A 25,621-nucleotide genomic window follows, 5' to 3' on the forward strand; every position below is an offset into this window, starting at 1 on the left:
CGGGCCTGGCGACAGCCGAAGTCCTCGGCGGCGCGACGAGCGGGACGGCCGCCGCCGCCCAGCCGGCGTCCGGTGGCCGGAGAAAGAAGGGCTTCCTCTGGCTGGCGGGCGACCACCACATCCATACGCAGTACAGCAGCGACGGCAAGTACCGCGTCGTCGACCAGGTCCGCCAGGGTGCCAGGCACGGCATGGACTGGCTGGTCATCACCGACCACGGCAGCACCACGCACGCCAAGATCGGTGTGGACAAGGTCAACCCGGACATCAAGGCGGCCCGTGACGCCTACGAGGACACCCTCGTCTTCCAGGGCCTGGAGTGGAACATCCCGGGCGCCGAGCACGGCACGGTCTTCGTGCACCCCGGCAAGAACGAGGTCTCCGTCCTCAAGCAGTTCGAGACCGACTACGACGGCAGCGTCAAGAACGCCTCCGGCTCCTCGCCCGCCAACGAGGCGCTCGCCATCGCGGGTCTCGCCTTCCTCGGCGACCAGGTGAAGCGCCGCAAGGTCAAGGACGCGCTGATGCTCGCCAACCACCCGGCGCGTCGCGGTGTCGACTCCCCGCACGAGATCCGCGCCTGGCGCGACGCGACGCCCGCGAGCCACCAGATCGCCGTCGGCTTCGAGGGCGCGCCCGGCCACCAGGCGGCCGGACTGCCCGCGCCCCTCGGCATGGGCCGGGCCCGGGGCATCTACGACAACAACCCCAGTGTCGACTCCTTCGCCGGCTACCCGCCGGAGAGCTACCGCACCTGGGGCGGCTTCGACTGGATGACCGCCACCGTCGGCGGCCTGTGGGACAGCCTCCTCGCCGAGGGCAAGGCCTGGTGGATCAGCGCCAACTCCGACTCGCACCAGGTCTACGCGGACACCGCCGCGCGAGGCGGCGGCGACTTCAACACCAACGGCCGTTACGACGACCCGGTCTACGCCGGCAAGATCGACATCACCCAGGGCGACTATTGGCCCGGCCAGTACAGCCGCACCCACGTCGGCTCCGACGGCTTCTCGTACGCCGCCGTCATGGACGGCATCCGGGCCGGCCGCGTCTGGGTCGACCACGGCCGGCTCATCAGCGGCCTCGACGTCCGCCTCTCCGGCGGCAGCCGCTGGGCCACCCTCGGCGGCGCACTGCACGTCAAGAAGGGCACGAACGTCACGCTCACCGTCGACATCGCCCTCGCCGACGGCCCCAACTGGGCTGGTTTCACGCCCAAGTTGGCCCGCGTGGACGTCATCCAGGGTGACGTCACCGGACCCGTCGCAGACAAGGACACCTTCACCGCTCCGACCGCCAAGGTCGTCAAGTCGTACGAGGTCGACAAGTCCACCGGCACGGCCCGGATCACGTACTCCCTCGGCCGCGTCGACCGCCCGCTCTACGTCCGCCTGCGCGGCTCCGACGGCAAGCGGTCCGCCGTCGGCTCGCGGGGCGCGGCCGTCGACCCCGCCGGTCCCGCGATCGACGTCGTCGGCGACGCCGACCCGTGGAACGACCTGTGGTTCTACTCGAACCCCGTGTGGGTCCTCCCCGCGTGAACCAGCACGTCATCACGGTCGACACCGACATACGCGACCTGCGTGCGGCCGACCACCTGCTGCTGGCGCTGGCAGCCGAACTCGCCCTCTCCGAGGGCAAGTTCGGCTGTACCCACCTGGTACGCGGGGAGCGGCCGAGGGTGGTGCTGTCGTTCACGACGGCGTCCCCCGAGGCTGCCCGCGCGCTCACGGCGAAGGGGTACGAGGTCACGACCGGCGCACCCGACGAGGTGGGCCGGGCCGTCGTGTACCCCGGGTCGGCCGCCCTGACCGGCACGGTGACGGTCGAGGAGCTGCTGTCCGGCTCCGCGATCGACCGTGTCACGGTGCTGGGGTCTGTGGGTGAACCACCGCCCGGGCAGGGGGTGGTGACGAGGGATCACGTCCGCCCGCAGTGGCAGGACGGCGAACTCGTCCTCACCCTCATGCCCGCGGTGGGAGGGGTGCTGGTCCCGTTCGAGGTCCCGGACCCTACGCCGTGCTGCGCGGACCACTGACCGACGCGACGAAGTCGCCCCAGGCGGTGGGGGAGAGGTTGAGCTGGGGTCCGCGGGTGTTCTTGGAGTCGCGGACGTGGATGGCGGCGGGGGAGGCGGCGACTTCGACGCAGTCGCCTTCACTGCCACTGCTGTACGTCGACTTGTGCCAGCCCAGGGCCACTTCGACGCAGTCGTCGCCCTCCGAGCCGCTGTAGCTGCTCTTGAACCAGGCCAGTTGGGTCATGCTCGTGCTCATAGCGCCCCTCGCATCTGCTGGAGCAGGCTCACCGTGTCGTCTGGCGTGAGAGCCTGTGAGCGCATCTTGGCATAACGCTGCTGGAGCACGCTGATCGCTTGACGATCGCTGATTAGGTGGCCAGTCTTCTGACCTTCTGCGTAGGCGAGCCATTCGTTCTCGGGGGTCTCCAGCAAGCGCATGGGGCCGTCGAGACCCGCGTGCACGGGCTGCCGAAGTGGCATCAGCTGGATCTCGACGTTCCAGTGCCGGGCATTCACGTCAAGCAGGTGGTCGAGCAGCTCGCGTGTCACGTCCTCGCCGCCCGTATGCCGTTCCAAGACGGCCTGTTCGACGATGAAGCTGAATGCCGTGGGCCGCTCCCGGTTCGTGCTGAGCAGCTCCTGCCGTGCGAAACGCGCGGCGACGCGCTGCTCGACCTGCTCGTCGGTCGGCCGTTGCGGCACGTTCCACATCACCGCTCGTGCATACGCGTCCGTCTGCAACAAGCCTGGAACCACCCGGCATTCGTACGTGTAGAGGCTGATCGCCTGCTCTTCCAGGTCCGCCCATTTGCGGAACCACGACGCCAACCCTGGGCCCCGCGTGGCGTACTTCGCAGCGGCCCGCAGCACGCCGAACGCGTCCAGGACCTCCTCCGCCCGGTCCACATACACCCGCGGCGGTAAGCGGCGCCCCTGCTCGATCGACGCCACCGTCGACGGCTGGTACCGCACAAGCGGCGCGAACTCCTCCTGCGTCAGACCCGCCCGCTTGCGGAAAGCCTTGTGGACCAGCCCGAACGTCTTCAAACTGTCCGACGGCTCTGGCTCGTTCGTCGTGCTGTTGGTCATTCCGACATGGTCACGGAACGTCACCCGTACTGTCCACAGCGTGAACTCGTACGGCGCGCAGCGTACGAGTGGCGGAGCTGGTCGACGGCCCGTCGCCCCGGGACCGTTGACCCATGCAAGGAGACATCCGGGTCCAAGTACCCGACACCGTACGTACGTTCACGCAGCTCTTCAGCTGCACCCCGCGAGGGGCCCGGCTCGCGCGGCGGCTGGTCGCGAACCGGATGGACGTGTGGGGCTTCGCCTACGACAGCGAGGCGAGCGAGGCCGTGACCCTGGTCGTCGCCGCGCTCGCGGCGAACGCGGTGCGGCACGGGCGGGTGAGGGGCCGCGACTTCCGCGTACGGCTGGTGCTGCGGGACTCCGAGGACGCCAGGGACTTCGTACGCGTGGAGGTGGCCGACGGGCGGACCGAGCGGCGGCCGGTGCTCCAGGAGCCGTCGGACGAGGGCGGGCGCGGGCTGCTGATCGTGGCCGCGCTGGCCGAGCGGTGGGGAACGGACCTGTGCCTGGGCGGGACGTACAAGGTGGTGTGGGCGGAGGTCCGGGTGCCGTGCCGGTGACGCCGGTGGTGGAGCAGCCGGCTGGAACTGTGGTGAGGGTCCCAGCCGACGTCGCTCCCCCCAGGAAGAAGGTACGGAAGCGGCGGCGTGGCGAGTCTCCATTTCCTGCCCGGATCGTCTCCGGTTCGCGCCCAGAAACCGGGTAACCCTCAGGTACGTCAATCGATATACCGATAAATGCTCGGCAAGTCAGGGAGCGGTTCCATGAGCGGTGGCGCCTTACACGTACACCAGGCCACTGTCGGCGAGTTACAGACGGCCGCGTCGACGGTCCTTGCGCCACTCGCGGCGACGGCACCAAGAGCGGTGCCAGAGCCCGGAGTCGGGCCCGATGGTGGGGCGGAGGTCGGGGCGAACGCGTTCCGGGCCGACATCGACGCGGCGGTCGTCGGACGGGCGGCGGTGGCACGGATCCGTGGCTCCGGGCACCTGGTCCAGCGGTCGGCGCGCGCGATCTCGTCAACCGACCCCGAGCTGCTGAAGATCACCCTGCACCGGACACCCGAGCCCGCTGCAGCAGACCAGGGCGGCACTCAATCCCGGGCGCACAGCGGCGACTTGGTGGTCTTCGACATGACACGCCCGTACCGATTAGCCGTCGCCGACGGCTGCGATGTCATGGCCGTCGGCATCTCGCGCACCGAACTGGGGCGGCACGCCGACACCGTGGCCGCCCGGGCGGCCCGTCGCCTGCCCGCCGACACCGGTGCGCAGGCGGTGCTCGCCGCGTTCCTCCAGGGCCTGGGCCGCCACCTCGACGAACTGGCGGGACCGGCGCAGGCCCACGCGGGAGACGCCCTGGTGTCCCTCCTCCTCGCGGCCTTCGCGGAGACCGAGCCGGGCCGGATGGACACGGCCGCCGAACTGGTCGACCGCATCCGCGTCTACGTGCTGGCGAACCTCTCCGACCCGTCCCTGTGCGTCGACTCGGTCGCGGCGGCCCACGGCATCTCGGCCCGCCAGCTCCACCGCCTCTTCCGCCACACCGGCATTCCCTTCGCGGCCTGGCTGCGCGGCGAACGCCTCGACCGCATCCGCCGCGACCTCCTCGACCCCGCCCACGACGGCCGTACGACAGCCGCCGTCGCCGCCCGCTGGGGCCTCCACGACCCACGCCACCTGGCCCGCGCCCTCAAGTCCCAGTAGGGCACGACGGCCCGCGACCTGCGCCGGGAGCGGTGACCCGGTTACCAGGGCGTCTCTGGCAGGCTCTAGATCACGCAGCCGTTCAAGCCGGGTACGCCGTCGATCCAGTTGGTGTTGTTCTCGACGTAGTAGCTGGAGATGATCCCGTACTTGTCCCAGCCCCGCGGCGAGACCATGACCCAGTAGGGGTTGCCGCCAACTGTCTGGCCCGGGATCTGGCAGTACACCAGCACCTCGTCCCACGAGTTGATCTGGCCGATGACGCTGGGGCAGTTGGAGGTGCTCGGTGAGTTGACGCAGTTGCCCTCGTTGATGTCGCGGACGTTGACCCCGTCCGCCCACACGCCGTACCAGCCGCGGCCGTGCCCATCGGCTGCGGCGCTCTGGGCGGTGGTGACCATGAGGGCGAATGCTCCGGCGGCGGCGAGTGCCGCGGTCATCTTGCGCATGACGTTCCTTTCGATGCCGTGGCGGGTCGGCCTGCGGGAGGGTTCCCGTACTCGTCGTCCCGCACTGTAGGCAGGCCCGGGAGGCCCTGGTCCCTGACATCTGTCAGGGACCAGGGCCTTGAACGAGAGGCAATGCTTGGCCACTTGGAAGCGGCCGGACGGCAACAGCCGCCCGGCAGTGACTGAGACGGAGGAAACGTTGAAGGCACGGTTTCGCAAGAAGGCCGGCGTGGGCGTAGCGGCACTGCTGATGACGGCGGGCATGGGTGTGGCTTCGGCACCACCGGCGTCGGCCGCTCCGGCGGACTGCCCCAGGGGATACGTCTGCGTCTGGAACAACGACGTGGCGTGGGGCGCGCCGACGTGGAAGTCGACGGGCAACCTGTACAACCTGCACTCGGACAGCGGGATGTACATCCTCAACAACGGTGTGCCCTTCCCGGGCGCGGACCACATCCGCTTCAACCTCACCGCCCAGAGGGGCGGGAACTTCCAGGGGTGCCTGCACTACCCGAACGACCCCAACGTCGACATCTTCCTGGGCCCCGTCACCCTGCACAGCGCGGAGTGGGGCGGCGAGTGCTGAGCTGGTCGCCGGCCCTCGGGCTGATCGCCGACGCTCGGGCGACGCGGCCCTGAGCGGCCCTCTGCACAGGTCACGGGGGTGCCTGTGCCAGGGCCGCCAGGGGCCGCGTCACCCACGGCAGGACACCGGGGCTGATGCGGTCGGTCATCCGTTCACACCCGTGTAGTGCCGAAGGCTCCACCTCCACAGCAACCGCGACCCCAGATAGGCCGCGGCGCCGAGCAGGGGTGACACGGCCGCCAGCCAGTACGGGACAGCGGTGTCGTGCCCGGTCAGTACGGCCGCCGGGAAGTACGCGACGAACGCCAGCGGCAGGCCGAACGTGAGGAAGCCGCCCACCGCCTTGGGCAGCACGTTGAGCGGGTAGCTGCCGAACGTGCCGAGCAGCTCCTCCAGCCAGCGGCCCCAGTAGTCGGCGGCCGGGAAGCGCAGCGAGGCGCAGGCGACCGCCGTGAACATGGCCGCCTCAAGCAGCATTCCGCCGAGGACGCAGACGACGAGGTACGTGATCCGCGTCGCCGTCCAGTCCAGGTCGCTGCGGCTCAGCGCGCCCGCCATCAGGCCCGCCGCCACGGTCAGGTCACCGATCGCGTTCGTGGGGAAGTAGGAGAGCTGGAGCTGGCGGTGGACGGGCATCGGGCGGACCAGATACGTGTCGATGACCCCCTCCTGGATGTGCCGTGCCAGACCGTGCACGCGCCCCAGGAACAGCACGAACAGTCCGTGCGCCAGCATCCGTGTGGCCGGGATCAGCAGGACGTCCGAGCTGTCCCAGCCGCCCATCCCGCTGAACCGGGTGAGCAGCACGGTCGCGAACACGATCACCGACACCTGCCAGACCGCGCCGATCGCGATCATCATCAGGAACTCGGAGCGATACTCCAGCTGGGCACGGAAGTTGAGCCGGGTGATGCGCCAGACGACGCGAAGAGCCTTGGTCGACATGTCAGCCTCCCTGCGAGATCACGCGCCGGGCGGCCCGCCGCCACAGCAGCCGGGTGAGCAGGGCGAGGGCCACCACCCAGGCGGCCTGTACGGCCAACTGCGGGCCCGCGTCGGACAGTTCGATGCGGCCGACGTACAGCGACAGCGGCACGCTCAGCGTCGCCTGGAACGGCAGGAAGCCACTCATGGTGATGAACCAGTCCGGGAAGAACCACAGCGGCGCGTACACCCCGGACAGCAGGTTCTGCGCGAAGATCAGGATCAGCATCGCGGCGCCGTTGCGGAGCGTCCAGAAGCAGAGCTGGTCGATGGCGAGCATCACGTAGTAGAGGACCCACTGCCCAAGGAACGCGCTGACCGCGAACACGCCTGCAACAGCTGCCGACTTGGGCGGCTCCACAACCCCGGCGGCCAGACAGATCACGTATCCGGCGACCACCCACACCAGCCCGTACAGCTGCTCGCCGAGCGCCCGCAGCGCGTAGTAGCGCTGGGGCGGGAGCGGGCGCAGATACCAGTAGATGATCGTGCCGAAGTGCATGTGCTGGAGCACGGTGTCCCGGCCCGCGTACTGGTCCAACTCCCTTATTCGGGTGGCCAGTACGGCCAGTACGGCATACGTGACCGCCTGGTCCTCGGTCAGGCCGGCGGTCGTGCCGGCGGCCGAGTACAGGCCGTGCCACAGTGAGGCGACGAGCACCACCTGCACGGTGAGCCGGAGCAGCGCGGCGGTCATTCGCGGCGGGGTGTGGAGCTCGCCGAGCGGGGTGACGCGGGCGGCCCGCCAGCCCTGGAGGACGGCCACGGTCACTCGCCCCCCGCCTGGACGTACGCGGCACGCATCACGTCCTCCAGGTCGGCCTCGTCCAGGGCGATGTCGGTCACCTCGTACCGCTCGATGACCTGCTTCAGCGCCTGGTGCATGGCAGGCGCCGCGGGCCCGTCGGGTCCGAACACCACCTGGGGGCCTTCGTGCCGCACCAGCACCATCCCCGGCAGCGCTTCGACGGGCGCGTGCGGATCGGCGAGGGTGACTCGGACCTGCCAGGTCGAGCCGAACTTGCGCCGGATCTCGTCCAGCGTGCCGTCCAGGACGAGCCGCCCGTGGTTGATCAGGACGACCCGCTCGGCGAGCCGCTCGACCTCCGTCATGTCGTGCGTGGTGAGCAGCACCGTCCGCCCGCGCTGCTCCACCTGGTACCGGAGGAACTCGCGGACCTGCTCCTTGACCACCACGTCCATGCCGATGGTGGGTTCGTCGAGGAACACCACCCGCGGATCGTGCAGCAGCGCCGCGGCCAGGTCGGAGCGCACACGCTGGCCGAGCGAGAGATGCCGTACCCGGGTGTCCCAGAAGGAGGACAGGTCGAGCAGCTCGTCGAACTCCCGCAGTCGCGTGTGGTGTTCGTCCTCGGGAACGTCGTAGATGTCGCGCAGGATCGCGAAGGACTCCCGCACCGGAAGGTCCCACCACAGCTGGGTGCGCTGCCCGAACACGGCCCCGATGTTGCGCGCGTTGCGCTCGCGCTCCTGGTACGGGACCACGCCCGCGACCCGTGCCTCGCCGGACGTGGGGGTGAGGATGCCGGTGAGCATCTTGATGGTGGTGGACTTGCCCGCGCCGTTCGGCCCGAGCAGGGCGAGGAGTTCGCCGGGGGCGACGTCGAAGGTGATGTCGGAGACGGCGTCCTTGGCGACCCGCTCCGGATTGACGAGAGACCTGACGGCGCCCATGAAACCGGGGCGGCGCACGGTGGTGTGGAAGGTCCGGGACAGGCCACGGACCTCGATGGAGCCGATCACGCGGGGAACCTCCGGGGGAGCGGGAGACACACGAACACGGCCGTCCGGCTGGGGAGCCGGACGGCCATGTGACCGGTAACAGTGTCAGTCGTCGACCGTTGAGAACACAAAGGAGAATTCAGCCGGTTGAACCCGCAGCTGGTACTGCGGCAGCACGCCGGGACCGCACGACTGCGAGCCGATGCCCTGCTGACCGTGGTCGAGGTTGACCCACACGGTGTCGCCCGGCGTGAGGTCGGTCAGGTGCCGGGCCGCGTCCAGCTGCTCGGTCGTCCACTGCCGCGCGGTGAACCAGAACTCCGGGTCGCCCTCGATCCGCAGATCTCCGACCTCGGCCCAGCGGACGTCGGCGCGGGCGCCGTTCTCCTGCGGGCGTACGTACGGTGTCTGCAGGTCCTCGACGGTCGTGTCCCACAGGAGCGTCTTCGCCGCGGCCCTGCTGTCCGGGTACGCCTCGCCGCCACTGCCGAACCACGTCACGTTCTCCCCGAACGACGCCGGCAGCCCCAGTCGGATACCGAGCCTGGGCAGCGGCACCGTCCAGTCGCCCTCGGGAGCGACCGAGACGGTCAGGCGCAGTCGTGTCCCGTCGGACGTCCACCGGTACACGGTGCGCAGGCCCACCTCCCGGGCGGCCGGTGCCACCCGGGTCCGTACGGTCAGCGCGTCGTCCGTCAACTCCACCGCGTCCAGCCGGTGTTGCATGCGGTGCAGGCCCAGCTTGCGCCACACCTCGCCGTCGCGGACGTCGTCCTGCCAGGACGCTCCGTCGTCGTTGTCGGTGGTGGCGCGCCACACGTCCAGGCGCAGACCGGTGACCTCCGTCGTGCCGATGGTCCGCAGCGCGCCAGTGCGGGCGTCGAAGGAGGCCGGGCCGAGGGTGATCCGGTCGCTGTCGGCCGCGGGCCGCGCGCCGGTGGCCGCCGGAAGGGGCCCACGCGGCGTGACGGTCTGCTGCGCCCACGCCACCTCGTGGCCGCGGCCCGCCCAGGAGGTGTCCTCGGCGAGCAGCGCGCGGACCGTCCACTGGACCTCCCCGCCCCCACCGTCGGGCGCGGTCGCGGGCAGCTTGACCTCGGCCGACTCCCCTGGTGCGAGCGACGGCACGGTGAGCCAGTGCGCACCTGTGGGAAATCCGTCCACCTGGTACGAGAACTCGAACGCCAGGAGCGAGAGGTCGGCGAAGTCGTACGCGTTCGTCACCCGTACCGTGCCGTTCGTGCCACCGCCCTCGATACGGACCGGCTCGATGACCTTCTTGTACTCAAGGAGCCCCGGCGAGGGCCTGCGGTCCGGGAAGATCAGCCCGTCGCAGACGAAGTTCCCGTCGTGCAGCTCCTCCCCGAAGTCGCCGCCGTACGCGAAGCCGTACCGCTCGTCCTTGACGCCGTGGTCGATCCACTCCCAGATGAATCCGCCCTGGATGCGGTCGTGCGCCTCGAAGATCCGCTGGTAGTCGGCGATCCCGCCCGGCCCGTTGCCCATGGCGTGCCCGTACTCGCACTGGATGAAGGGCAGTTGGCGCCGCCTGAGCGGTCCGCCGTCGAGGCCCTTGCCGATCCGCTCGACCTCGGCGTGGTCCGCGTACATCCGCGAGTACATGTCCGTGTCCCGGCAGTTCCAGTCGCCCTCGTAGTGGATGAGCCGTGAGCGGTCACGGCCACGGATCCACTCGGCCATCGCGGTCAGCCCGCGCCCGGTGCCCGCCTCGTTGCCCAGCGACCAGATGACGATCGACGGGTGGTTCTTGTCGCGCTCGACCATGCGGGACGCCCGGTCCAGGAGCGCCGGTGTCCAGCGGTCGTCGTCCACCGGGTTGTCCCGCCAGGCCTGCTCGGTGAAGCCGTGGGTCTCCAGGTCGCACTCGTCGACGACCCACAGCCCGTACTCGTCGCACAGGTCGAGGAAGGCCGGGTGCGGCGGATAGTGGGAGGTGCGCACGGCGTTGATGTTGTGCCGCTTCATCAGCAGCACGTCCTCGCGCATGGTCTCCAGGTCCAGGGCGCGGCCGGTCTCGGGATGCCACTCGTGCCGGTTGACGCCCTTGAACAGGACCGCCGTGCCGTTCACCTTGATCAGGCCGTCCGCCAGCACGACCGTACGGAAACCGATCCTGAGCCGCACCCGCTCGCCCTCGGTGACCAGCGTCCCGTCGTACAGCCGGGGCGTCTCGGCGGTCCACGGCCTGACCGGCATGGTCACCGACTCGCCCGTCGCGACATCGATGTCCAGCTCGGGCACGGTCACCCGCCCGTCGACATCGGAGTCGACGCGCAGGGTCCCGGTGCCTTCGAGATGGTCGTACGAGGCGTGCACGAAGAAGTCGAGCGCGCTGCCCGCCGGCCGGTGCAGCAGGGTGACGTCCCGGAAGATGCCGGGCAGCCACCACTGGTCCTGGTCCTCCAGGTACGAGCCCGCCGACCACTGGTGGACGCGGACGGCGAGCACGTTCCCCGACGCCTTCAGGAGGTGCCCGACCGCGAACTCGTGCGCCAGCCGGGACCCCTTGAACTCACCGATGTCCGTCCCGTTCAGCCACACCCGGGCACACGACTCCACCCCGTCGAAACGGAGCACGGCCCCACCGTCCGCCGGCCAGCCGTCCGGCAGGTCGAAGACCCGCAGATGGTCGCCGGTCGGGTTCTCCGTCGGCACCCGCGGCGGATCCACCGGGAACGGATAGAGGTGGTTGGTGTAGATCGGCGCCCCGAAGCCCCCGTCACCCTGGAGGACCCAGTGTCCGGGGACCCGTACCTCGGGCCAGTCCCCGGCGTCGAACCCCTCGGCGGCGAACGACTCGTCCTCGGCATCGGCCGTCGCCGACAGCCGGAAGCGCCAACTGCCGTTCAGGGAAAGGGAATCGGCGTCCGAGGAGGCGTACCACGCCCGGGGCGGCAGCGCACCGCTCCCGGGCGAGACGTCCTCGACGTAGTCGGTGTCGATGTCGGTGTCGGTGTCGTTGTCGACGGAATGGGTGGTGCGGAAAGACATCGGTCTCCTAGGTCAGCCCTTGATGCCCGTCTGCGCGACCCCCTGCACCAGCCAGCGCTGGAGGAACAGGAACACGAGTACCAGGGGCAGGATCGAGATGGCGGTGGCCATGAAGATCAGGTGGTAGTTCACGGTCTGGTTGGTGATGTAGGAGGAGAGAGCGACCTGGACGGTCCAGGAGCTGGGGTCCTGGCCGATGACCAGGGGCCAGAGGAAGGCGTTCCAGCCGCTGATGAACGTGATCGTGGCCATCGCCGCGAAGAAGTTCAGCGAGTTGGGTACGACGATCCGCCAGTACGCGCCCCAATAGGACAGTCCGTCCACGCGCGCCGCCTCCTCCAGTTCCTTGGGGAACCCCAGGAAGTACTGCCGGAACAGGAAGCAGGTGAAACCACTGAAGAGGCCCGGGATGATGAGACCTCGGTAACTGTCCACCCAGCCGAGCGACGAGACCAGCACGAAGCTCGGCACGAAGGTCACGGCCGTGGGGATCATCAGGGTCACCAGGACCGCGTAGAACACCTTGTTGGCGTGCTTGTACGGGATGCGGGCGAGGCCGTAGCCGGCGAGCGAGCAGATCAGCAGGATCCCGCTCGTGTGCAGGACGGCGACGACCCAGGAGTTCCACAGGGCCCGGCCGAAGTCGACCGTCTCGTCGTTGAACAGTTCGCCGAGGTTGCCCCACTGGAGGTCGGTGGGGAACCACTTCCAGTTCTCGCCCGTGATCTCCGGGTCCGTCATCAGGGCGTTGCGGATGATCAGGTAGAAGGGGACCAGGAAGAGGACGGCTGCCACACAGGTGGCGAGGTACAGCCCGGTGTTCCCGAGGACGCCGCCTCCGCGCTTCCTCCGGCCGGCCCTGCCGGTGTCGGGCGCTACGGTCTTTGTGACGTCAGGCGCGGTGGTGGTCACTTGGAGTCCTCGCCCCTTCCGAAGCCCATGATCTTGCCCTGGAACAGCGTCACGAGGCAGATCAGCAGGGTCAGGATGACCGCACCCGCGCTGCCCGCCCCGTAGTCCTGGTTCTCGCCGAGGGCCGTCTTGTAGAGCTCGACGAGGGGCGGCTGGCCCCAGGTCGCCTTGCCGAGGAGGGCGAAGAACTCGTCGAAGGCCTGATAGGCGGCGATGAGGAGCAGCAGGATCACGGCGGTCGAAGTGGCCCGCAGCTGCGGCAGCGTGATGTACCGGAAGGTCTGCCAGCCCGGCTTGGCACCGTCGATGGAGGCGGCCTCGTACAGCTCCGACGGGATGTTCTGCAGCGCCGCCAGGAAGAGGATCATGTAGAAGCCGGCCTGCAGCCACAGGCGCAGGGTCACGATGACCAGCCAGTACCAGGGCGGGTCGGGGTTGGCCAGCCAGGCCACGTTCTCGACCCCGAACCAGCCGAGGACGGTGTTCATCAGACCGAAGCGGACGCCGTTGAAGATGGACATCTTCCAGATCAGCGCAGCGGCCACGTAGGAGCACGCGGTCGGTACGAAGAAGACCGAGCGGAAGAACGCCTGCATGAAGCGCAGCCGGTGCACCAGCAGGGCCAGGCCCAGCGAGAGCGCCCAGGTGGTGGGCACGATGAACGCGCCGAAGACGGTGAAGGTGCCCAGCGAGCGGGTGAAGTCGGGGTTCGTCAGCATCTGCGCGTAGTTGTCGAAGCCGACGAACGTGCTCGGGGTGACGGTGAAGCGCGCCTCGAAGAAGCTGAGGTAGAGGCTCCAGCCGATGGGCACGAAGACGAAGATCACCAGGCCGATGAGGAACGGGCCGGTGAAGAGCCAGAAGTTGAGCGTGGCGGTCGCCCGCAGACCCCGCCGCGGCCGGTCCTTGGAGACCTTGGCCGGGGCGGGGGACGCGAGGTCGCGTGTAGTGGTCGTCGACATGTCGCGATCCGTCCGTCGACTTATCCGAAGAGCTTCTTGAGCTCGCGGTCGACGGTCTTGTCGCAGGCGTCCAGCGAGGCCTGGGGATTGCCGTTCTTGCGTACGGAGTTGGCCATGACGTCGTTGAACCCGGCGATCATCGCCTGCGTCCAGCCGATCTTCTCGAAGTGCCCGAAGTCGGTGGACAGCTTGACGCCCTCAGCCGGCAGCCCCGACTTGAGCTTGGTGGCGTTCTGGGCGATCGAGGTGCGCGGCGGGATGTGGAAGCCGTAGGACAGCGCCCAGTCCTCCTGGTACTTCTTCTGGTCGATCCACAGCCACTTGACGTACTCCTTGGCCGCCTCGACGTTCTTGCCCTTGGCGTTGACGAACATCGACCAGCCGCTGATGAGGACGGACTGCTTGCCGGAGTCGCCGACCTTCGGGAACGGGAAGACACCGACGTCGTCGCCGAGCGCCTTCTGAATCACGGGCATGGCCCACATGCCGGACCACTGGATCGCGGTCAGGCCCTGGGTGAAGGCCGAGGGGTCCCAGAAGTCGGCGGGGGCGTCCAGCAGCAGGTCGCCACTGGTGAACAGCTTGCGGAGCAGCTTGAGGCCCTCGGCGACGCCGTCCGTGTGGTAGGCGATCTCGTTCTTGTCGTCGAGCGTGTCCGCGCCGGCCGACCAGATCAGCGGGTTCTGGACCGCGGTCAGGTCGTTGCCGAGGAAGGCGCCCTTGACCTTGCTGGTGGTGAGCTTGGCGGCCACCTCGATCAGCTCTTCGAGGGTCTGCGGCACCTCGACCTTGGCCTTCTCGAAGAGCGAGGGCCGGTAGTAGAAGAACTGCGGATCGTCGATCATCCGGATGCCGTATATCTTCCCGTCGACCGTGTGCGACTCGATGTCGGCCGGGTTGAAGTCGTCCTTTACCGGGTCGATGAGGTCCGTCAGATCCGCCACCTGACCGCTCTTGATGAGCTGGATCTGCGGGTGGAACTCGAAGACGTCGGGCGCGTTGTCGGTGAGCAGGGCGGGAAAGAGCTTCTGTTCGAAGTTGTTGCCCGTGATCCACTGCGTGGTCACGTTGGCCCCGTCGTACGCCTTCGCGTACTTCTTGATGGCCTGCTCGGTCCCGGCCTCCCCGTACGCGTGGAAGTACTGCACCAATCCCTTGCCCGAACTGCCGCCGCCCTCACGGCCGGTGTTGCCGCCGCAGGCTGCCAGCGGACCCAGTGCGGCGAGTCCCGCCGCGGCTCGCAGTACGGATCGACGGTCCCAGTTGCTGTTGTTCAGTGCCGACATTTGACGTCCTTGTCTCGAGTACGGCTGCGGCTCGAAATCGCTGTGCGGTGGCGGGACGTTAACCTTCGGCTAATGCTTCGGCAAGGGGTTGGACGAAGTCTGTTCGAAGCGTTGTGCCCCGTCCGGAATACCGGACGTGGCAGGGCGCCGACGTCAAGAAGACGGTGCCGTACGGCTCTTCGCGGGGGAGACGCGACGAGGGGCGGAGGTCTTGCCGCCGGCGGGTCTCAGGCCCACCGAGCTGAGGGCGCCCTCCAGCGCGAACGTCGCCGCACCCAGGCACACGGGGTCCGTGGGAATGGAGGAGAGGACGATCTCGGTGCTGGCCAGCGGCCGTCTCAGCGCATGCCGGCCCACGGCCTCGCGGACCTCGTACATCAGCGGCTCGCCGAGTGCGGCCGCGACCCAGCTGCTCAGCACGACCACCTCGGGGTTGAGGAGGTTCACCAGGTCGGCGATCGCGGCGCCGAGATAGCGCGCGGTGCCCTGGACCACCTTGGTCGCCACCGGGTCCCGCTCGGCGACTCCGCGGGCGAGCGCGTTGATCGTCGCGGTCTGGTCCTCGGGATGCAGAAGCGTGCTGCCGGGGCTCAACTCCCGCAGGTTCAGCATGATCCCGGGCGCCCCGACATACGTCTCCACGCACCCGTGGTTGCCGCAGTGGCACGGCCGCCCGTCCAGCACGAGCGTGGTGTGCCCCCACTCGCCGGCGCTGTTGCTCACCCCCCGGTGCAGCCCGCCGCCCAGCACGAGCCCGGCACCGACGCCCGTCCCGAGGTTCACCACCACGGCGTCCCCGCGACCGCGCGCGGCCCCGAACCACAGCTCGGCGACCGCGCAGGCACGCAGAGGATTGTCCAGATACAGCGGATACGCGATGTGCTCGGCGAGCAGGTCGAGCAGCGGCACGTCGTGCCAGTCCCAGTTCGGCGCGTACTCCGAGATGCCCGCCTCCCGGTCCACCTGGCCCGGCACACTGACCCCGACCCCGAGCACCCGGGCGCCCTCGATACCGGCCTGCGCGACCACCGACCCGACGGCCGAGGCGACATGCCCGACGACCTGCTCCGGACGTATCTCACCGGGGCGCATGTCCTCGTCGGCACGGGCCAGCACGCCCAGCGCCAGGTCGAACAGTTCGACCCGGACGTACGTCTCCGCGATGTCGACGCCGATCAACGCGCCCCCCGACGCGTTGACGGCCACGAGGCCCCGCGGGCGGCCACCCGCGGAGTCCTCGAAGCCGACCTCCGTCAGCATCCCCAGGTCGAGCAGCTCACCGACCAGCGTGGCGATCGTCGCGAGACTCAGCCCGGTGGCGGCGGCCAGCTCCTGGCGGGACGTGGGCGAATGGGCGATGATCTGGCGCAGCACCCCATAGCGGTTCGCGGTGCGGATGTCACGTGATGTGCGCTTCACCAGAATGTGCCCCCCGGTCCCTCCAGGCCATGGCGGGGCCCGACGGCCCCGGCGCGGCGCAAGGCTATGACCGTCCGGGGACTTTCGACAAGGGGTTAGGAAAGGGGCTGTACAAAGTCCCTGTCGCTCACAGTGGGCAGAGCGGGGATCGAGCCGTCCGCGCCCCGTCCGTCACCCGCCCAGCACCTCACCGACGAACGCGTTGCGGAACGTCCCCGTCGGGTCCAGCTCCGCGGCCAGGTTCCTGAACTCCGCCATCTGCGGATAGCGTCCCCGCACCACCGGTGCCGCCATCGTGAACACCTTGCCCCAGTGCGGCCGCGGATCGAACGGCGTCAGCGCCTCCTCCACCCGCCGCACCACGGGCAGCACGGCCGCCGTGTTCTCGACCCAGGTGAAGTGGAAGGCCACCGTGTCCCGCCCGTACGCCGGACTCAGCCACTGCCGGTCGGCCGCGACCGTACGCACCTCGCAGACCTGCAGCACCGGCGCGATCCTCTCCCGGATCGCGTCGAGCGCGCGCAGGGCACCCGTGGCGTGCGGGCGCGGCAGCAGGTACTCCGACTGGAGCTCCGCGCCGCTGCTCGGCGTGAACTCGGGCCGGAAGTGCGGCAGTCGCTCGTGCCAGGGCCCGGGCACCCCGAACTGCTGAGTGCAGTTCCCGGCCGGCATCCCCGGCACCGGGTGCATCGCCTCGGTGGCCGGCTCGGCCCACGGAAACCCGTCCCACGGAACATCCGTACGCCGCTTGACCCACGCCTGGACGAAGCCCGACCGCCGCCAGTCGGTGAACAGACTCACGCTGTACGCCGACGCCGACACCGTCTCGAAGTCCAGCTCCGCCAGCGGCAGCCGGCCGAACACATGCTGGGCGACCTCGAAGTCCGGCTCCAGGTCGAGCGTGAGCGCGGTGACGACACCCAGCGCGCCCAGCGAGGTCACGGCCCCGCTGAAGCGGGGGTCACCCCGGCCGATCGTCAGGGCCGACCCGTCGGCGAGGACCAGCTCGACCTCCCGTACGGGCGAGGCCAGCGAGCCGTTCGCGTTCCCCGAGCCGTGCGTGCCGGTCGCCACCGAACCCGCCACCGAGATGTGCGGCAACGAGGCCATGTTGGGCAGCGCGAACCCCCGCTCGTGCACCGCCCGCGCCAGCTCCGCGTACCGCACGCCGCCCGCCACTCTGACCGTACGGGCCGCGGCGTCCACCTCGACCGACGGCGGCAGTCCGGTCAGCGAGAGGAGCACGCCCTCACTGCCCGGGTCTGCGATCTCGTTGAACGAGTGCCCGCTGCCGAGAACCCGCACACGGTCGGCACGCGACACGAGGGCCCGCAGCGCGTCGAGCGACCGCGGCCGCTGCAGCTCCTTGGCGGAGTACGTGATGTTGCCCGCCCAGTTCGTCAGAACCTCTGCCATCCGTGGTCCTTCCGGAAAGTTTTCGTCGACCGGCGAAACGGCCTCCCTTGGAACCTACCTGGCCCCGTCCCACCCCAGGGGCGCGGGGAACTGCGCGCCCAGCCACAGCCAACCCGCACCCGTCCACTCACCGCCGGACCCCCGTCCACTCACCGCCGGGCCCCGTCCATTGACCCTCTCGCTCCGCGAGACCTACCGTAGAGACCGGTTGCTATAAACGCGTCACCGATCCGGAAGGTCACCCCACCTTGCGCCCACGCCCCGCCGCACTTTTCGCCATGACAGCCGAGAACGTGCCCCACATCTTCCCTCCGGACGTGCTGGCCCGTCTGGGCAACGCGGTAGAAATCGATCCCACTCTGACGGCCGAGAACTTCACCGACCCCCGAGTACGGGACGCACTCGCCGACACGGAGATCCTGATCACCGGCTGGGGCTGCCCCCACATCGACGAGGCGGTCCTGGACGCCGCACCCAGGCTGCGCGCGATCCTCCACGCGGCCGGCTCCGTCAAGGGACTCACCTCGCCCGCGGTCTGGGAACGCGGCATCACCGTCTCCTCCGCGGCCGGCGCGAACGCCCTCCCCGTGGCGGAGTACACGCTCGCCATGATCCTCCTGGCGGGCAAGGACCTCTTCGCCCAGCGCGACCGCCTCCGCGCCCAACGCGTCTTTCCCTACGGGGCGATCATGCCGGGCATCGGCAACTTCGGCCGCCGCGTGGGCGTCGTCGGCGCCTCCCGGATCGGCCGCCGCCTCATCGAACTGCTGCGCCCCTTCGACCTGCGGGTCACCCTCGCCGACCCGTACGTCGACGCGACGGAGGCCGCCGCCCTCGGCGTACCCCTGCTGCCGCTCGACGACCTGCTGGCCACCAGCGACATCGTCACCGTCCACGCCCCGCAGACCCCCGAGACCCACCACCTCATCGGCCGCCGCGAACTCGCCCTGATGCGAGAGGGATCCGTGCTCGTCAACACGGCCCGCGGCGCCCTCCTCGACCACGACGCCCTCGTCGAGGAGCTGCGCGCGAACCGGCTCAGTGCGATCCTCGACGTCACCGACCCGGAACCGCTGCCCGTCGACTCGCCGCTCTTCGACCTGCCGAACGCGTTCATCACCCCGCATCTCGCGGGCTCGCAGGGCAACGAGGTGGCCCGGCTCGGTCTCGCCGTCACGGAGGAGGCCGAACGCCTGCTGTCCGGACGGGAGTTGGCCCACGCGATCGACCACGCCGTACTGGAGCGCACCGCATGACCTCGATCCTGGCCCCGCGGGCCGACGCCGCCGCCGCGGGCGAGCCCCTGCACCACTTCTGGTCCGTCTGTGCCGGCGCGGGCCGCGCGGCCGAGGGCCTGCGCGCCTCCTGGCAGGAGCAGTTGCGCCAGGTCGCGGAGGGCTGCGGCTTCAAGTACGTACGCTTCCACGGCCTCTTCCACGACGACATGTTCGTGTACCGGCTCGGCGAGGACGGACAGGCCGTCCTCAACTTCCAGTACGTGGACGACCTGTTCGACCGGATCCTCGACGCGGGCGTCCGCCCCTTCGTCGAACTCGGCTTCAGCCCAGGGGACTTGGCCCGCGAGAAGGGCACCATCTTCTGGTGGGGCGCCCACGGCTCCCCGCCCACCGACCTGGTCGCCTGGGCGAGCCTGGTCTCCGCGACCGTCCGCCACTGGGTCGCCCGGTACGGGATCGACGAGGTCCGCCAGTGGTACTTCGAGGTGTGGAACGAGCCCAACCTCGACCCGTTCTTCCGCGGCACCCGAACCGAGTACTACGACCTGTACGCGGCAACGGCCCACGCCCTCAAGGCAATTGACCCCGACCTGCGCGTCGGCGGCCCGGCCACCAGCAACTTCGTGCCGGACGCCCGCTTCGACGGCGACACCGAGGACAAGAGCGGCCACGTCACGGTCACCGCCGACAACCTCGACGCCCTGGAGTGGCGGCCCGTCTGGCTGGAGCACTTCCTCGACCACTGCTCCCGCGAGCGGCTGCCCGTCGACTTCGTCTCCTGCCACCCGTACCCCACGGACTGGGCACTCGACGACCACGGCCAGGGAGCCCACTACACACGCGGCGCCGACGCCACCCGCAGGGACCTCGCGACGGTCCGGGACATCGTCGGCAAGAGCCCGTTCCCGGACGCCGAGATCCACCTCACCGAGTGGAGCTCGACCCCCTCCTCCCGGGACCACACCCACGACCACCCGCAGGCCGCCACCTTCGTCGTCCGGGCCAACCTGGAGTCGATCGGCCTCGTCGACTCGCTCGCGTACTGGACGTTCACGGACGTCTTCGAGGAGATGGGCGCCGGGGACACCGCCTTCCACGGCGGCTTCGGACTCCTCAACCAGCAGGGCATACCCAAGCCGACGTACCACGCCTACCGTTTCCTGCACGCGCTCGGCGACGAACTCCTCGTCCACGAGCCGGGCACGGTCGTCACCAGAGAGGCGGCCACCGGCCGGATCACCGCCCTCACCTACCACTACCCGCCCGAGATGCCGCTCGCCGTGCCCCTCTCGACACCGGACCGCACGGTCGCCGAGCAGACACTGGCGCTGGGCACCCCGGCCCCGTACACCCTGAGCCTCACCGGACTGCCGGCCGACGCCGCCTTCACCGTGGAGATCCTGGAACCCGGCAGCGCGGCCGGCGGCGACACCCTCGCCGCCTGGCGCGAGCGCGGCGCACCCGAACCGCTCTCCCGCGATGACATCGCAGCCCTCCGGCGGACGGCCCCGCGCACGGAGACCGTACGGGCCGACGCGGCGGGCGAGCTGACGTACGAACGGCAGCTCGCGCCCTGGTCGGTGGTGCTCGTACGGCAGGACGACGGGGGCCGGACCAGCGCGTACGAGAACCCGGCCACCCCATAGGGTGACCGGTACAGAGCAGGGGAGGGGAGCCCACGGGTGGCCAAGAAGACGGAGCCCGTGATGGGCAATGACGCCTCCACGGTCCGGGACGTCGCCGCGCGCGCAGGCGTCTCCGCCTCGACCGTCTCCCGGGTCCTTGGCGGCACCTACCCGGTCGCCGCGAGCACCCGCGCCCGGGTGCTCAAGGCGATGCGCGAGCTCGACTACGTGGTCAACGCGCACGCCCGCGCGCTCGGCGGCTCCACCAACAAGACGGTGGCGTTCGTCGTCGACGACGTCACCGGCCCGTTCTACGCCCACATCGCTCGCGGTGTGGAGGAGCAGGCGTCCGCCGAGGGCAGGCTCTGCATGCTGTGCACGACGCACGGCGATCCGCAGCGCGTCCTCGCCGTCGTCGAGACCATGCGCGAACAGCGGGCCGACGCCGTGATCGTCGTCGGCGGCGCCTGGGAGGACAAGGCCTACCAGGACCGCATGACGCACTTCGCACACGCCCTGGACCGGGTGGGTTCGCGGCTCGTGCTCGTCGGCCGACCGCCGCTCGGCCCGGGGGTGCCCGCCACGGTCGTCGAGTACGACAACGAGGGCGGCGCCTTCGCGATGACCACCCACCTGCTCACCTCGGGCCACCAGCGCATCGCCTACCTCGGCCGGGTCCCCGGCCTGTCCACCAGCGACCAGCGCCTCAGCGGCTTCCGGCGCGCGCACGAACTGCTCGGGCTCGCGCCGGACCCGAAGCTGATCCTGGACGGCACGTTCAGCCGCTCGCACGGCTATCAGGGCGCCCGTCGACTCCTCGCGTCCGGCGCCGACTTCACGGCTGTGTTCGCCGGCACCGACATGGTCGCGGCGGGCGCGCTGCAGGCGCTGCGCGAAGCGGGCGTGAGTGTCCCCGACGAGGTGTCCGTCGTCGGCTACGACGACGTGCCCCTGGCCCTGGACCTCTTCCCGGCGCTCACCACCGTCAACGTCCCGCACGAGGAACTGGGCCGCGCGGCCGTCCGGCTGGCCCTGCACCGCGAGGACCTCCCCGGCAGCCAGCACCTGGTGCTCGGCACCCACATCGTCCTGCGGGACTCGACACGGCGACCCGGGCACTGACTTTCCCCGGCCGGCACGAGGCCCCGGGCATCGACCTTCCCCGGCGGACGCGGCGATCCGGGCACCGGTGTTCCCTGGCCGGCACCGCGGCCCGGGCGCCAACTTCCCCCCGTCCCGTCCCTGACTTCCCCGTTCGCCCCTCTCCACGGCGGCCTGGCGCTTTCCTGGACAACCGGTCTCTAGATAACCCGCTGTCCGGTAGGCACCCATTTTCCGGTTACTCGTTCGAAATCCCGTGCAATTCCGGGTGAGTTGGCCCGGTTCCCCAGTTTTCTCTGCCCGATGTCTTGCCGACGTCCGGGACCGGTTCTAGCTTCCATAGAGACCGATTTCTATGGCGCCCTCGGACGGCAGAACCCGAGCGGCGGACGGTCCCCCCTGTTCCAGTCCCCTCAGGAGCCGCCATGCCCCAGCCCCGTGTCCCGCACCGCGCGACCCTGTCCGCCGCCGCGCTCGCCACCGTGCTCGCCCTCACCGCGACCGCCTGCGGGGGTGACTCCGACGACTCCTCGGACCAGTCGAAGGGGCCGGTCACGCTGGAGTACTGGAGCTGGTCGGAGACGAAGAACGTCGACCCCGTGGTGGCCAAGTTCAACAGCACACACCCCGGCATCAGGCTCAAGTTCGTCAAGCAGGCCGACAACCCGGGCACGGCACAGAACCTGCGCAACGCGGTCGCCGCCGGGAAGGACGTCCCCTGCCTGGTGCAGAACTTCGGCGAGGTGCCCAGCCTCGTCGGCGAGGGCCTGCTGAGCAGCGTCGACAAGGAACTCAAGCCGTACCTCGACCGGTTCAACCCGGCCGCCCTGCCCAGCGTCCAGGCCGGCGGCACCTACTACGCCGTCCCGACCGGCTTCAACCCGACCTTCATGATGATCAACCGCTCGGTGTACGACAAGTACGGCGTCGACGTCCCCAAGACCTGGGACGACGTGATCGCCGCGGGCAAGAAGCTCAAGAAGCACGGCGTGTACGTCATGAACCTGGCCGGCGAGGACCCGTCCACCCTGGTCAACCTGGTCCAGCAGGCTGGCGGTACCTGGTACGAGCAGAAGGGCGACAGCTGGAAGATCGACTTCCTGTCACCCGAGTCCCTCAAGGCCGCCGACATGGTCCAGCAACTGGTCGACGGCGGCCTGGTCGCCAACCAGACCTACCAGGACCGGCCCGCCCTGATCAGCTACTTCGACTCCGGGAAGATGGTCTCGCTGCCCACCCAGACCTGGCAGCTGCAGAACTACGAACTGAACTACAAGAAGTCCCTCGGCGACTGGCAGCCCATCGACCTGCCCCAGTTCGCCGACGCCACGGAGTTCACCACCCCCTCCTACAGCGCCAACAACGGCGTACTCGTCCCCAAGGGCTGCGAGCACGTCAAGGAGGCCGTCCAGGCGGCGGTGTGGATGAAGACCGACAAGGCCGGCATCGACTCCACCTACCAGAAGGACACCAAGCAGTACGAGTGGCCGGGCGCCGTCAAGGACGTCACCCCCTGGGTCGACTCGGTGGTCACCGACAAGCTCTTCGGCACGCACAAGTCCGAGGCCCGCGGCGTGATCCTCAAGTCCGTCGAGCACGCCAGGAGCAACTGGACGGTCGGCCCCAACTACACAGGTGTCTTCGCCGAGTTGCAGGACCAGTGGGCGAAGATCGTCACCAAGAAGATCACGGTGAAGCAGGCCCTTGAGCACCTCCAGGAGTTCACGGTCGACGACCTGAAGTCCAAGAACATCAACGTCGAGGGCTGACCCATGGCAGCCGTCACCGAGTCGCCGTCCCGGGCCGCACGCCTGGGATGGCGGCGGATCATGGCCCTCAAGGGCGCCTCGTTCACGGTCCCCTTCTTCCTCGGCTTCCTCCTGTTCACCGTGACCCCGCTCGTCATGGCGCTCAAGGAGAGCCTCTACAGCGAGAAGGGCTCCGGGCTCGGATTCGGCGAGAAGACCGTCGAGTTCGTCGGCCTCGACAACTTCGGCGAGGGCTTCGGCGACGGCCGCTTCTGGGCCTCGATGCTCCGCGTCGGCCTCTTCGCGGTCATCAGCATCCCGGTCATCCAGATCGCCAGCGTGGGTCTCGCCCTGCTCCTCGACGCGGCCTCGCAACGCGTCGCCGACCGGTTCCGTATCCCGCTGCTGATCCCATACATGATCCCCGGCATCGTCGCCACCCTGATCTGGATCTACCTCTACAGCCCGGTCGTCGGACCACTCACCCCGTTCTTCGACCTCTTCGGCATCGACGCCAACTTCTACGGCGGCGAACTCATCTGGGTCTCCATCGGCAACCTGATGGCGTGGAGCGGGATCGGCTTCAACATGCTGATCGTGTACTCGGCGCTGCGCTCGGTCGACGCGAACGTGTACGACGCGGCCCGCATCGACGGGGCCTCCGAGTGGCGGATCGCCTGGTCGATCAAGGTGCCGCTGGTCCGCCGCTCCCTGGTCCTCACCACCGTGCTCAGCATCATCGGCACGCTGCAGATCTTCAGCGACACGATGCTCTTCAAGTCCATGGCACCGGAGACGGTCACCCGCGACTTCACCCCGATCATGGCGATCTACGACTGGGCCTTCCAGCAGGGCAACTTCAACTACGCCTCCGCCCTCTCGATCATCCTCGCCCTGGTCGTCGGCACCGCGTCCGCGCTGTTCTACCGACTCACGAACAAGGCGCCCACGTCATGACTGCCGTCAGCAGCAGGCCCACGACCGCTGTCCCGGCCGCGCCCCTCCACGTCGCGCGACGCGAGCCTGCCGAGGCAGGCGCGGGCGGTGTGTCCGTTCCTCGGCCCACGAGCGAGGTCTCCCCTTCATGACCACAACCATCGACCGGTCCACGACCACACCCCCGCGCCCGAAGCGCGGCGCCACCGCCTCCCGCGAGGGAACCGGCCCCGTCCGGCACAGCCGGCGGACCAAGGCCCTGGTCCTCGGCGGAGTCGTGTTCTTCACCCTCTACTCGCTCGCCCCCGTGTGGTGGCTGATCGTCTCGGCGACCAAGAACCAGTCCGACCTCTACACCACCAACGGCCTGTGGTTCTCCGACCTGCACTTCACGGACAACCTGAAGGCGCTGTTCACCTACCAGGACGGCATCTTCCTCAAGTGGCTGTGGAACACGCTCTTCTACGGAGTCGTCGGCACCGCCGGCATGACCCTGGTCTGCGTCGCCTGCGGATACGGCCTGGCGATGTACCGGTTCCGCGGCCGGGGCGTACTGATGGGCTGCATCATCGGGTCCTTCCTCGTCCCGCACGCGCTGCTCACCATCCCTTCCTTCCTGCTCTTCACGGACCTGCGGATGGTCGACACCCCGTCGGCGATCATCGTGCCGAGCCTGTTCAACGCCTTCTCCGTCTACCTCGCCAAGGTGTACGCGGAGGGCGCCATCCCGCCCGAACTCCTGGAGGCGGCCCGCATCGACGGCGCGGGGGAGTACCGCATCTTCTTCACGGTCGGCGCCCGCCTCATGTCCACGGGCGCGGCGACGATCTTCCTGCTCGGCTTCGTCGGCTCCTGGAACTCGTTCTTCGGACCCCTGGTGTTCCTGCGTACGCCGGAGAAGTGGACCGTGATGGTCGGCCTCTACTCCTGGCTGAAGGTCAAGGTCGACACGTCCGCCGACCTGACCGGCATGGTGGTCGTGGGCTCGCTGCTCTCCCTCATCCCCATGGTCATCCTGATGATCTCGATGCAGCGCTTCTGGCGCTCCGGAGTCACGCTCGGCTCCCTCAAGTAGCCCGAGCCCCGCGCGGCCGGTCGTGGCCGACGTCGAGCGGCCCGCAGCCCCTTCCCCTCCCCGTCACTCCCTTCCTGGTTCACCTTTCGCCGCCGTGAGGATCCCGCATGTCCGTCACCAGAAGATCCGTCCTGGCCGGTACCGCCGCCGGCACCGGTGCTCTCGCGCTGACCGGCTGGTCCTGGACCGCCGCCGAGCAGGCGTCCGCCGCAGGGGCCGAGGGGGCCGGCGGCGCGAGACGCCTCGACCTCGTCGACCCGTCCCGCACCGTCCGCGCCCTCTCCCACCAGGAGTGATCCCCATGCCTCTCG

24 protein-coding genes are annotated in these 25,621 nt (G+C 69.4%); 12 read left to right on the top strand and 12 right to left on the bottom strand.

All coding sequences use genetic code 11. The features are described 5' to 3' along the window. The first annotated feature begins 5 nt into the window (after positions 1–5). On the top strand, positions 6–1,541 hold the full coding sequence (locus tag O3Q52_RS20345) for a PHP domain-containing protein (protein ID WP_269650229.1): 1,536 nt from the start codon (positions 6–8) through the stop codon (positions 1,539–1,541). Then, complete coding sequence (locus O3Q52_RS20350; RefSeq protein WP_269650208.1) at positions 1,538–2,038, top strand: hypothetical protein; 501 nt, start codon at positions 1,538–1,540, stop codon at positions 2,036–2,038. The genes O3Q52_RS20345 and O3Q52_RS20350 overlap by 4 nt, the downstream gene beginning before the upstream one ends. Here O3Q52_RS20350 and O3Q52_RS20355 read toward each other — a convergent pair. Next, on the bottom strand, positions 2,013–2,276 hold the full coding sequence (locus O3Q52_RS20355) for a DUF397 domain-containing protein (protein WP_269650209.1): 264 nt from the start codon (positions 2,274–2,276) through the stop codon (positions 2,013–2,015). The genes O3Q52_RS20350 and O3Q52_RS20355 overlap by 26 nt on opposite strands. After that, positions 2,273–3,109 (bottom strand): helix-turn-helix transcriptional regulator, encoded by an 837-nt coding sequence (locus O3Q52_RS20360; protein WP_269650210.1) that lies wholly within the window; start codon positions 3,107–3,109, stop codon positions 2,273–2,275. Before O3Q52_RS20360 ends, O3Q52_RS20355 begins: the two co-directional genes overlap by 4 nt. A gap of 113 nt (positions 3,110–3,222) precedes the next feature. Between O3Q52_RS20360 and O3Q52_RS20365 the strand changes: the two genes are divergently transcribed. Together O3Q52_RS20365 and O3Q52_RS20370 are read left to right on the top strand one after the other, a co-directional pair. After that, positions 3,223–3,672, top strand: coding sequence for an ATP-binding protein (locus O3Q52_RS20365; RefSeq protein WP_269650211.1), 450 nt, complete (start codon positions 3,223–3,225; stop codon positions 3,670–3,672). A gap of 306 nt (positions 3,673–3,978) precedes the next feature. Beyond that, positions 3,979–4,818: a helix-turn-helix domain-containing protein gene (locus O3Q52_RS20370; RefSeq protein WP_269650212.1), complete on the top strand. Its 840-nt coding sequence runs from the start codon at positions 3,979–3,981 to the stop codon at positions 4,816–4,818. Positions 4,819–4,883: 65 nt separating this feature from the next. Here O3Q52_RS20370 and O3Q52_RS20375 read toward each other — a convergent pair whose 3' ends face one another. Further along, positions 4,884–5,267, bottom strand: coding sequence for a hypothetical protein (locus tag O3Q52_RS20375; RefSeq protein WP_269650213.1), 384 nt, complete (start codon positions 5,265–5,267; stop codon positions 4,884–4,886). Between the two features lie 199 nt (positions 5,268–5,466). On the opposite strand from O3Q52_RS20375, the gene O3Q52_RS20380 reads away from it, so the two are divergent. Continuing rightward, positions 5,467–5,853, top strand: a complete 387-nt coding sequence (locus O3Q52_RS20380; protein WP_269650214.1) for a peptidase inhibitor family I36 protein — start codon at positions 5,467–5,469, stop codon at positions 5,851–5,853. Between the two features lie 144 nt (positions 5,854–5,997). Here the strand turns inward: O3Q52_RS20380 and O3Q52_RS20385 are convergent, their stop codons facing one another. From O3Q52_RS20385 to O3Q52_RS20425, 9 genes are all read right to left on the bottom strand, one after another. Then, complete coding sequence (locus O3Q52_RS20385) at positions 5,998–6,798, bottom strand: ABC transporter permease (protein ID WP_269650215.1); 801 nt, start codon at positions 6,796–6,798, stop codon at positions 5,998–6,000. A 1-nt stretch (position 6,799) separates the two neighbouring features. Continuing rightward, positions 6,800–7,603: an ABC-2 family transporter protein gene (locus O3Q52_RS20390; RefSeq protein WP_269650230.1), complete on the bottom strand. Its 804-nt coding sequence runs from the start codon at positions 7,601–7,603 to the stop codon at positions 6,800–6,802. A gap of 2 nt (positions 7,604–7,605) precedes the next feature. After that, complete coding sequence (locus tag O3Q52_RS20395) at positions 7,606–8,601, bottom strand: ATP-binding cassette domain-containing protein (protein ID WP_269650216.1); 996 nt, start codon at positions 8,599–8,601, stop codon at positions 7,606–7,608. An 84-nt stretch (positions 8,602–8,685) separates the two neighbouring features. Further along, positions 8,686–11,592 (bottom strand): glycoside hydrolase family 2 TIM barrel-domain containing protein, encoded by a 2,907-nt coding sequence (locus O3Q52_RS20400; protein WP_269650217.1) that lies wholly within the window; start codon positions 11,590–11,592, stop codon positions 8,686–8,688. A 12-nt stretch (positions 11,593–11,604) separates the two neighbouring features. Then, positions 11,605–12,504, bottom strand: a complete 900-nt coding sequence (locus tag O3Q52_RS20405) for a carbohydrate ABC transporter permease (protein ID WP_269650218.1) — start codon at positions 12,502–12,504, stop codon at positions 11,605–11,607. Beyond that, positions 12,501–13,466, bottom strand: coding sequence for a carbohydrate ABC transporter permease (locus O3Q52_RS20410; protein WP_269650219.1), 966 nt, complete (start codon positions 13,464–13,466; stop codon positions 12,501–12,503). The genes O3Q52_RS20405 and O3Q52_RS20410 overlap by 4 nt, the downstream gene beginning before the upstream one ends. 20 nt (positions 13,467–13,486) lie before the next feature. Then, positions 13,487–14,752 (bottom strand): ABC transporter substrate-binding protein, encoded by a 1,266-nt coding sequence (locus O3Q52_RS20415; protein ID WP_269650220.1) that lies wholly within the window; start codon positions 14,750–14,752, stop codon positions 13,487–13,489. Between the two features lie 153 nt (positions 14,753–14,905). Next, entirely contained in the window at positions 14,906–16,171 is a 1,266-nt protein-coding gene (locus tag O3Q52_RS20420) for an ROK family transcriptional regulator (RefSeq protein ID WP_269650221.1), read from the bottom strand. Between the two features lie 171 nt (positions 16,172–16,342). After that, complete coding sequence (locus tag O3Q52_RS20425) at positions 16,343–17,587, bottom strand: FAD-binding protein (protein WP_269650222.1); 1,245 nt, start codon at positions 17,585–17,587, stop codon at positions 16,343–16,345. Positions 17,588–17,835: 248 nt separating this feature from the next. Between O3Q52_RS20425 and O3Q52_RS20430 the strand changes: the two genes are divergently transcribed. The 7 genes from O3Q52_RS20430 (at position 17,836) to O3Q52_RS20460 (ending at position 25,606) form a co-directional block, all read left to right on the top strand. Beyond that, positions 17,836–18,843, top strand: coding sequence for a hydroxyacid dehydrogenase (locus tag O3Q52_RS20430; RefSeq protein ID WP_269650223.1), 1,008 nt, complete (start codon positions 17,836–17,838; stop codon positions 18,841–18,843). Further along, positions 18,840–20,471, top strand: coding sequence for a beta-xylosidase (locus O3Q52_RS20435; protein ID WP_269650224.1), 1,632 nt, complete (start codon positions 18,840–18,842; stop codon positions 20,469–20,471). The genes O3Q52_RS20430 and O3Q52_RS20435 overlap by 4 nt, the downstream gene beginning before the upstream one ends. A gap of 60 nt (positions 20,472–20,531) precedes the next feature. Next, positions 20,532–21,572: a LacI family DNA-binding transcriptional regulator gene (locus O3Q52_RS20440; RefSeq protein WP_269650231.1), complete on the top strand. Its 1,041-nt coding sequence runs from the start codon at positions 20,532–20,534 to the stop codon at positions 21,570–21,572. Positions 21,573–21,976: 404 nt separating this feature from the next. Then, positions 21,977–23,320: an ABC transporter substrate-binding protein gene (locus tag O3Q52_RS20445; protein ID WP_269650225.1), complete on the top strand. Its 1,344-nt coding sequence runs from the start codon at positions 21,977–21,979 to the stop codon at positions 23,318–23,320. A gap of 3 nt (positions 23,321–23,323) precedes the next feature. After that, the gene (locus O3Q52_RS20450) at positions 23,324–24,256 is read left to right on the top strand and encodes a carbohydrate ABC transporter permease (protein ID WP_269650226.1); all 933 of its coding nucleotides are present in this window, start codon (positions 23,324–23,326) and stop codon (positions 24,254–24,256) included. Positions 24,257–24,383: 127 nt separating this feature from the next. Further along, positions 24,384–25,310: a carbohydrate ABC transporter permease gene (locus O3Q52_RS20455; protein WP_269650227.1), complete on the top strand. Its 927-nt coding sequence runs from the start codon at positions 24,384–24,386 to the stop codon at positions 25,308–25,310. Positions 25,311–25,417: 107 nt separating this feature from the next. Next, positions 25,418–25,606, top strand: a complete 189-nt coding sequence (locus O3Q52_RS20460) for a hypothetical protein (protein WP_269650228.1) — start codon at positions 25,418–25,420, stop codon at positions 25,604–25,606. Positions 25,607–25,621 lie beyond the last annotated feature (15 nt).

Source organism: Streptomyces sp. ActVer, assembly GCF_027270795.1.
In the GTDB taxonomy this organism is placed as follows: Bacteria; Actinomycetota; Actinomycetes; order Streptomycetales; family Streptomycetaceae; genus Streptomyces; species Streptomyces umbrinus_A.

Bases quoted from the DNA above. Each gene is read 5' to 3' on its own strand.
- O3Q52_RS20385 (WP_269650215.1), bottom strand. From the start codon at position 6,798: ATGTCGACCAAGGCTCTTCGCGTCGTCTGGCGCATCACCCGGCTCAAC.
- O3Q52_RS20445 (WP_269650225.1), top strand. From the start codon at position 21,977: ATGCCCCAGCCCCGTGTCCCGCACCGCGCGACCCTGTCCGCCGCCGCG.
- O3Q52_RS20400 (WP_269650217.1), bottom strand. From the start codon at position 11,592: ATGTCTTTCCGCACCACCCATTCCGTCGACAACGACACCGACACCGAC.
- O3Q52_RS20440 (WP_269650231.1), top strand. From the start codon at position 20,532: ATGGGCAATGACGCCTCCACGGTCCGGGACGTCGCCGCGCGCGCAGGC.
- O3Q52_RS20360 (WP_269650210.1), bottom strand. From the start codon at position 3,109: ATGACCAACAGCACGACGAACGAGCCAGAGCCGTCGGACAGTTTGAAG.
- O3Q52_RS20435 (WP_269650224.1), top strand. From the start codon at position 18,840: ATGACCTCGATCCTGGCCCCGCGGGCCGACGCCGCCGCCGCGGGCGAG.
- O3Q52_RS20450 (WP_269650226.1), top strand. From the start codon at position 23,324: ATGGCAGCCGTCACCGAGTCGCCGTCCCGGGCCGCACGCCTGGGATGG.
- O3Q52_RS20415 (WP_269650220.1), bottom strand. From the start codon at position 14,752: ATGTCGGCACTGAACAACAGCAACTGGGACCGTCGATCCGTACTGCGA.
- O3Q52_RS20460 (WP_269650228.1), top strand. From the start codon at position 25,418: ATGTCCGTCACCAGAAGATCCGTCCTGGCCGGTACCGCCGCCGGCACC.
- O3Q52_RS20425 (WP_269650222.1), bottom strand. From the start codon at position 17,587: ATGGCAGAGGTTCTGACGAACTGGGCGGGCAACATCACGTACTCCGCC.
- O3Q52_RS20455 (WP_269650227.1), top strand. From the start codon at position 24,384: ATGACCACAACCATCGACCGGTCCACGACCACACCCCCGCGCCCGAAG.
- O3Q52_RS20410 (WP_269650219.1), bottom strand. From the start codon at position 13,466: ATGTCGACGACCACTACACGCGACCTCGCGTCCCCCGCCCCGGCCAAG.
- O3Q52_RS20365 (WP_269650211.1), top strand. From the start codon at position 3,223: ATGCAAGGAGACATCCGGGTCCAAGTACCCGACACCGTACGTACGTTC.
- O3Q52_RS20375 (WP_269650213.1), bottom strand. From the start codon at position 5,267: ATGCGCAAGATGACCGCGGCACTCGCCGCCGCCGGAGCATTCGCCCTC.
- O3Q52_RS20355 (WP_269650209.1), bottom strand. From the start codon at position 2,276: ATGAGCACGAGCATGACCCAACTGGCCTGGTTCAAGAGCAGCTACAGC.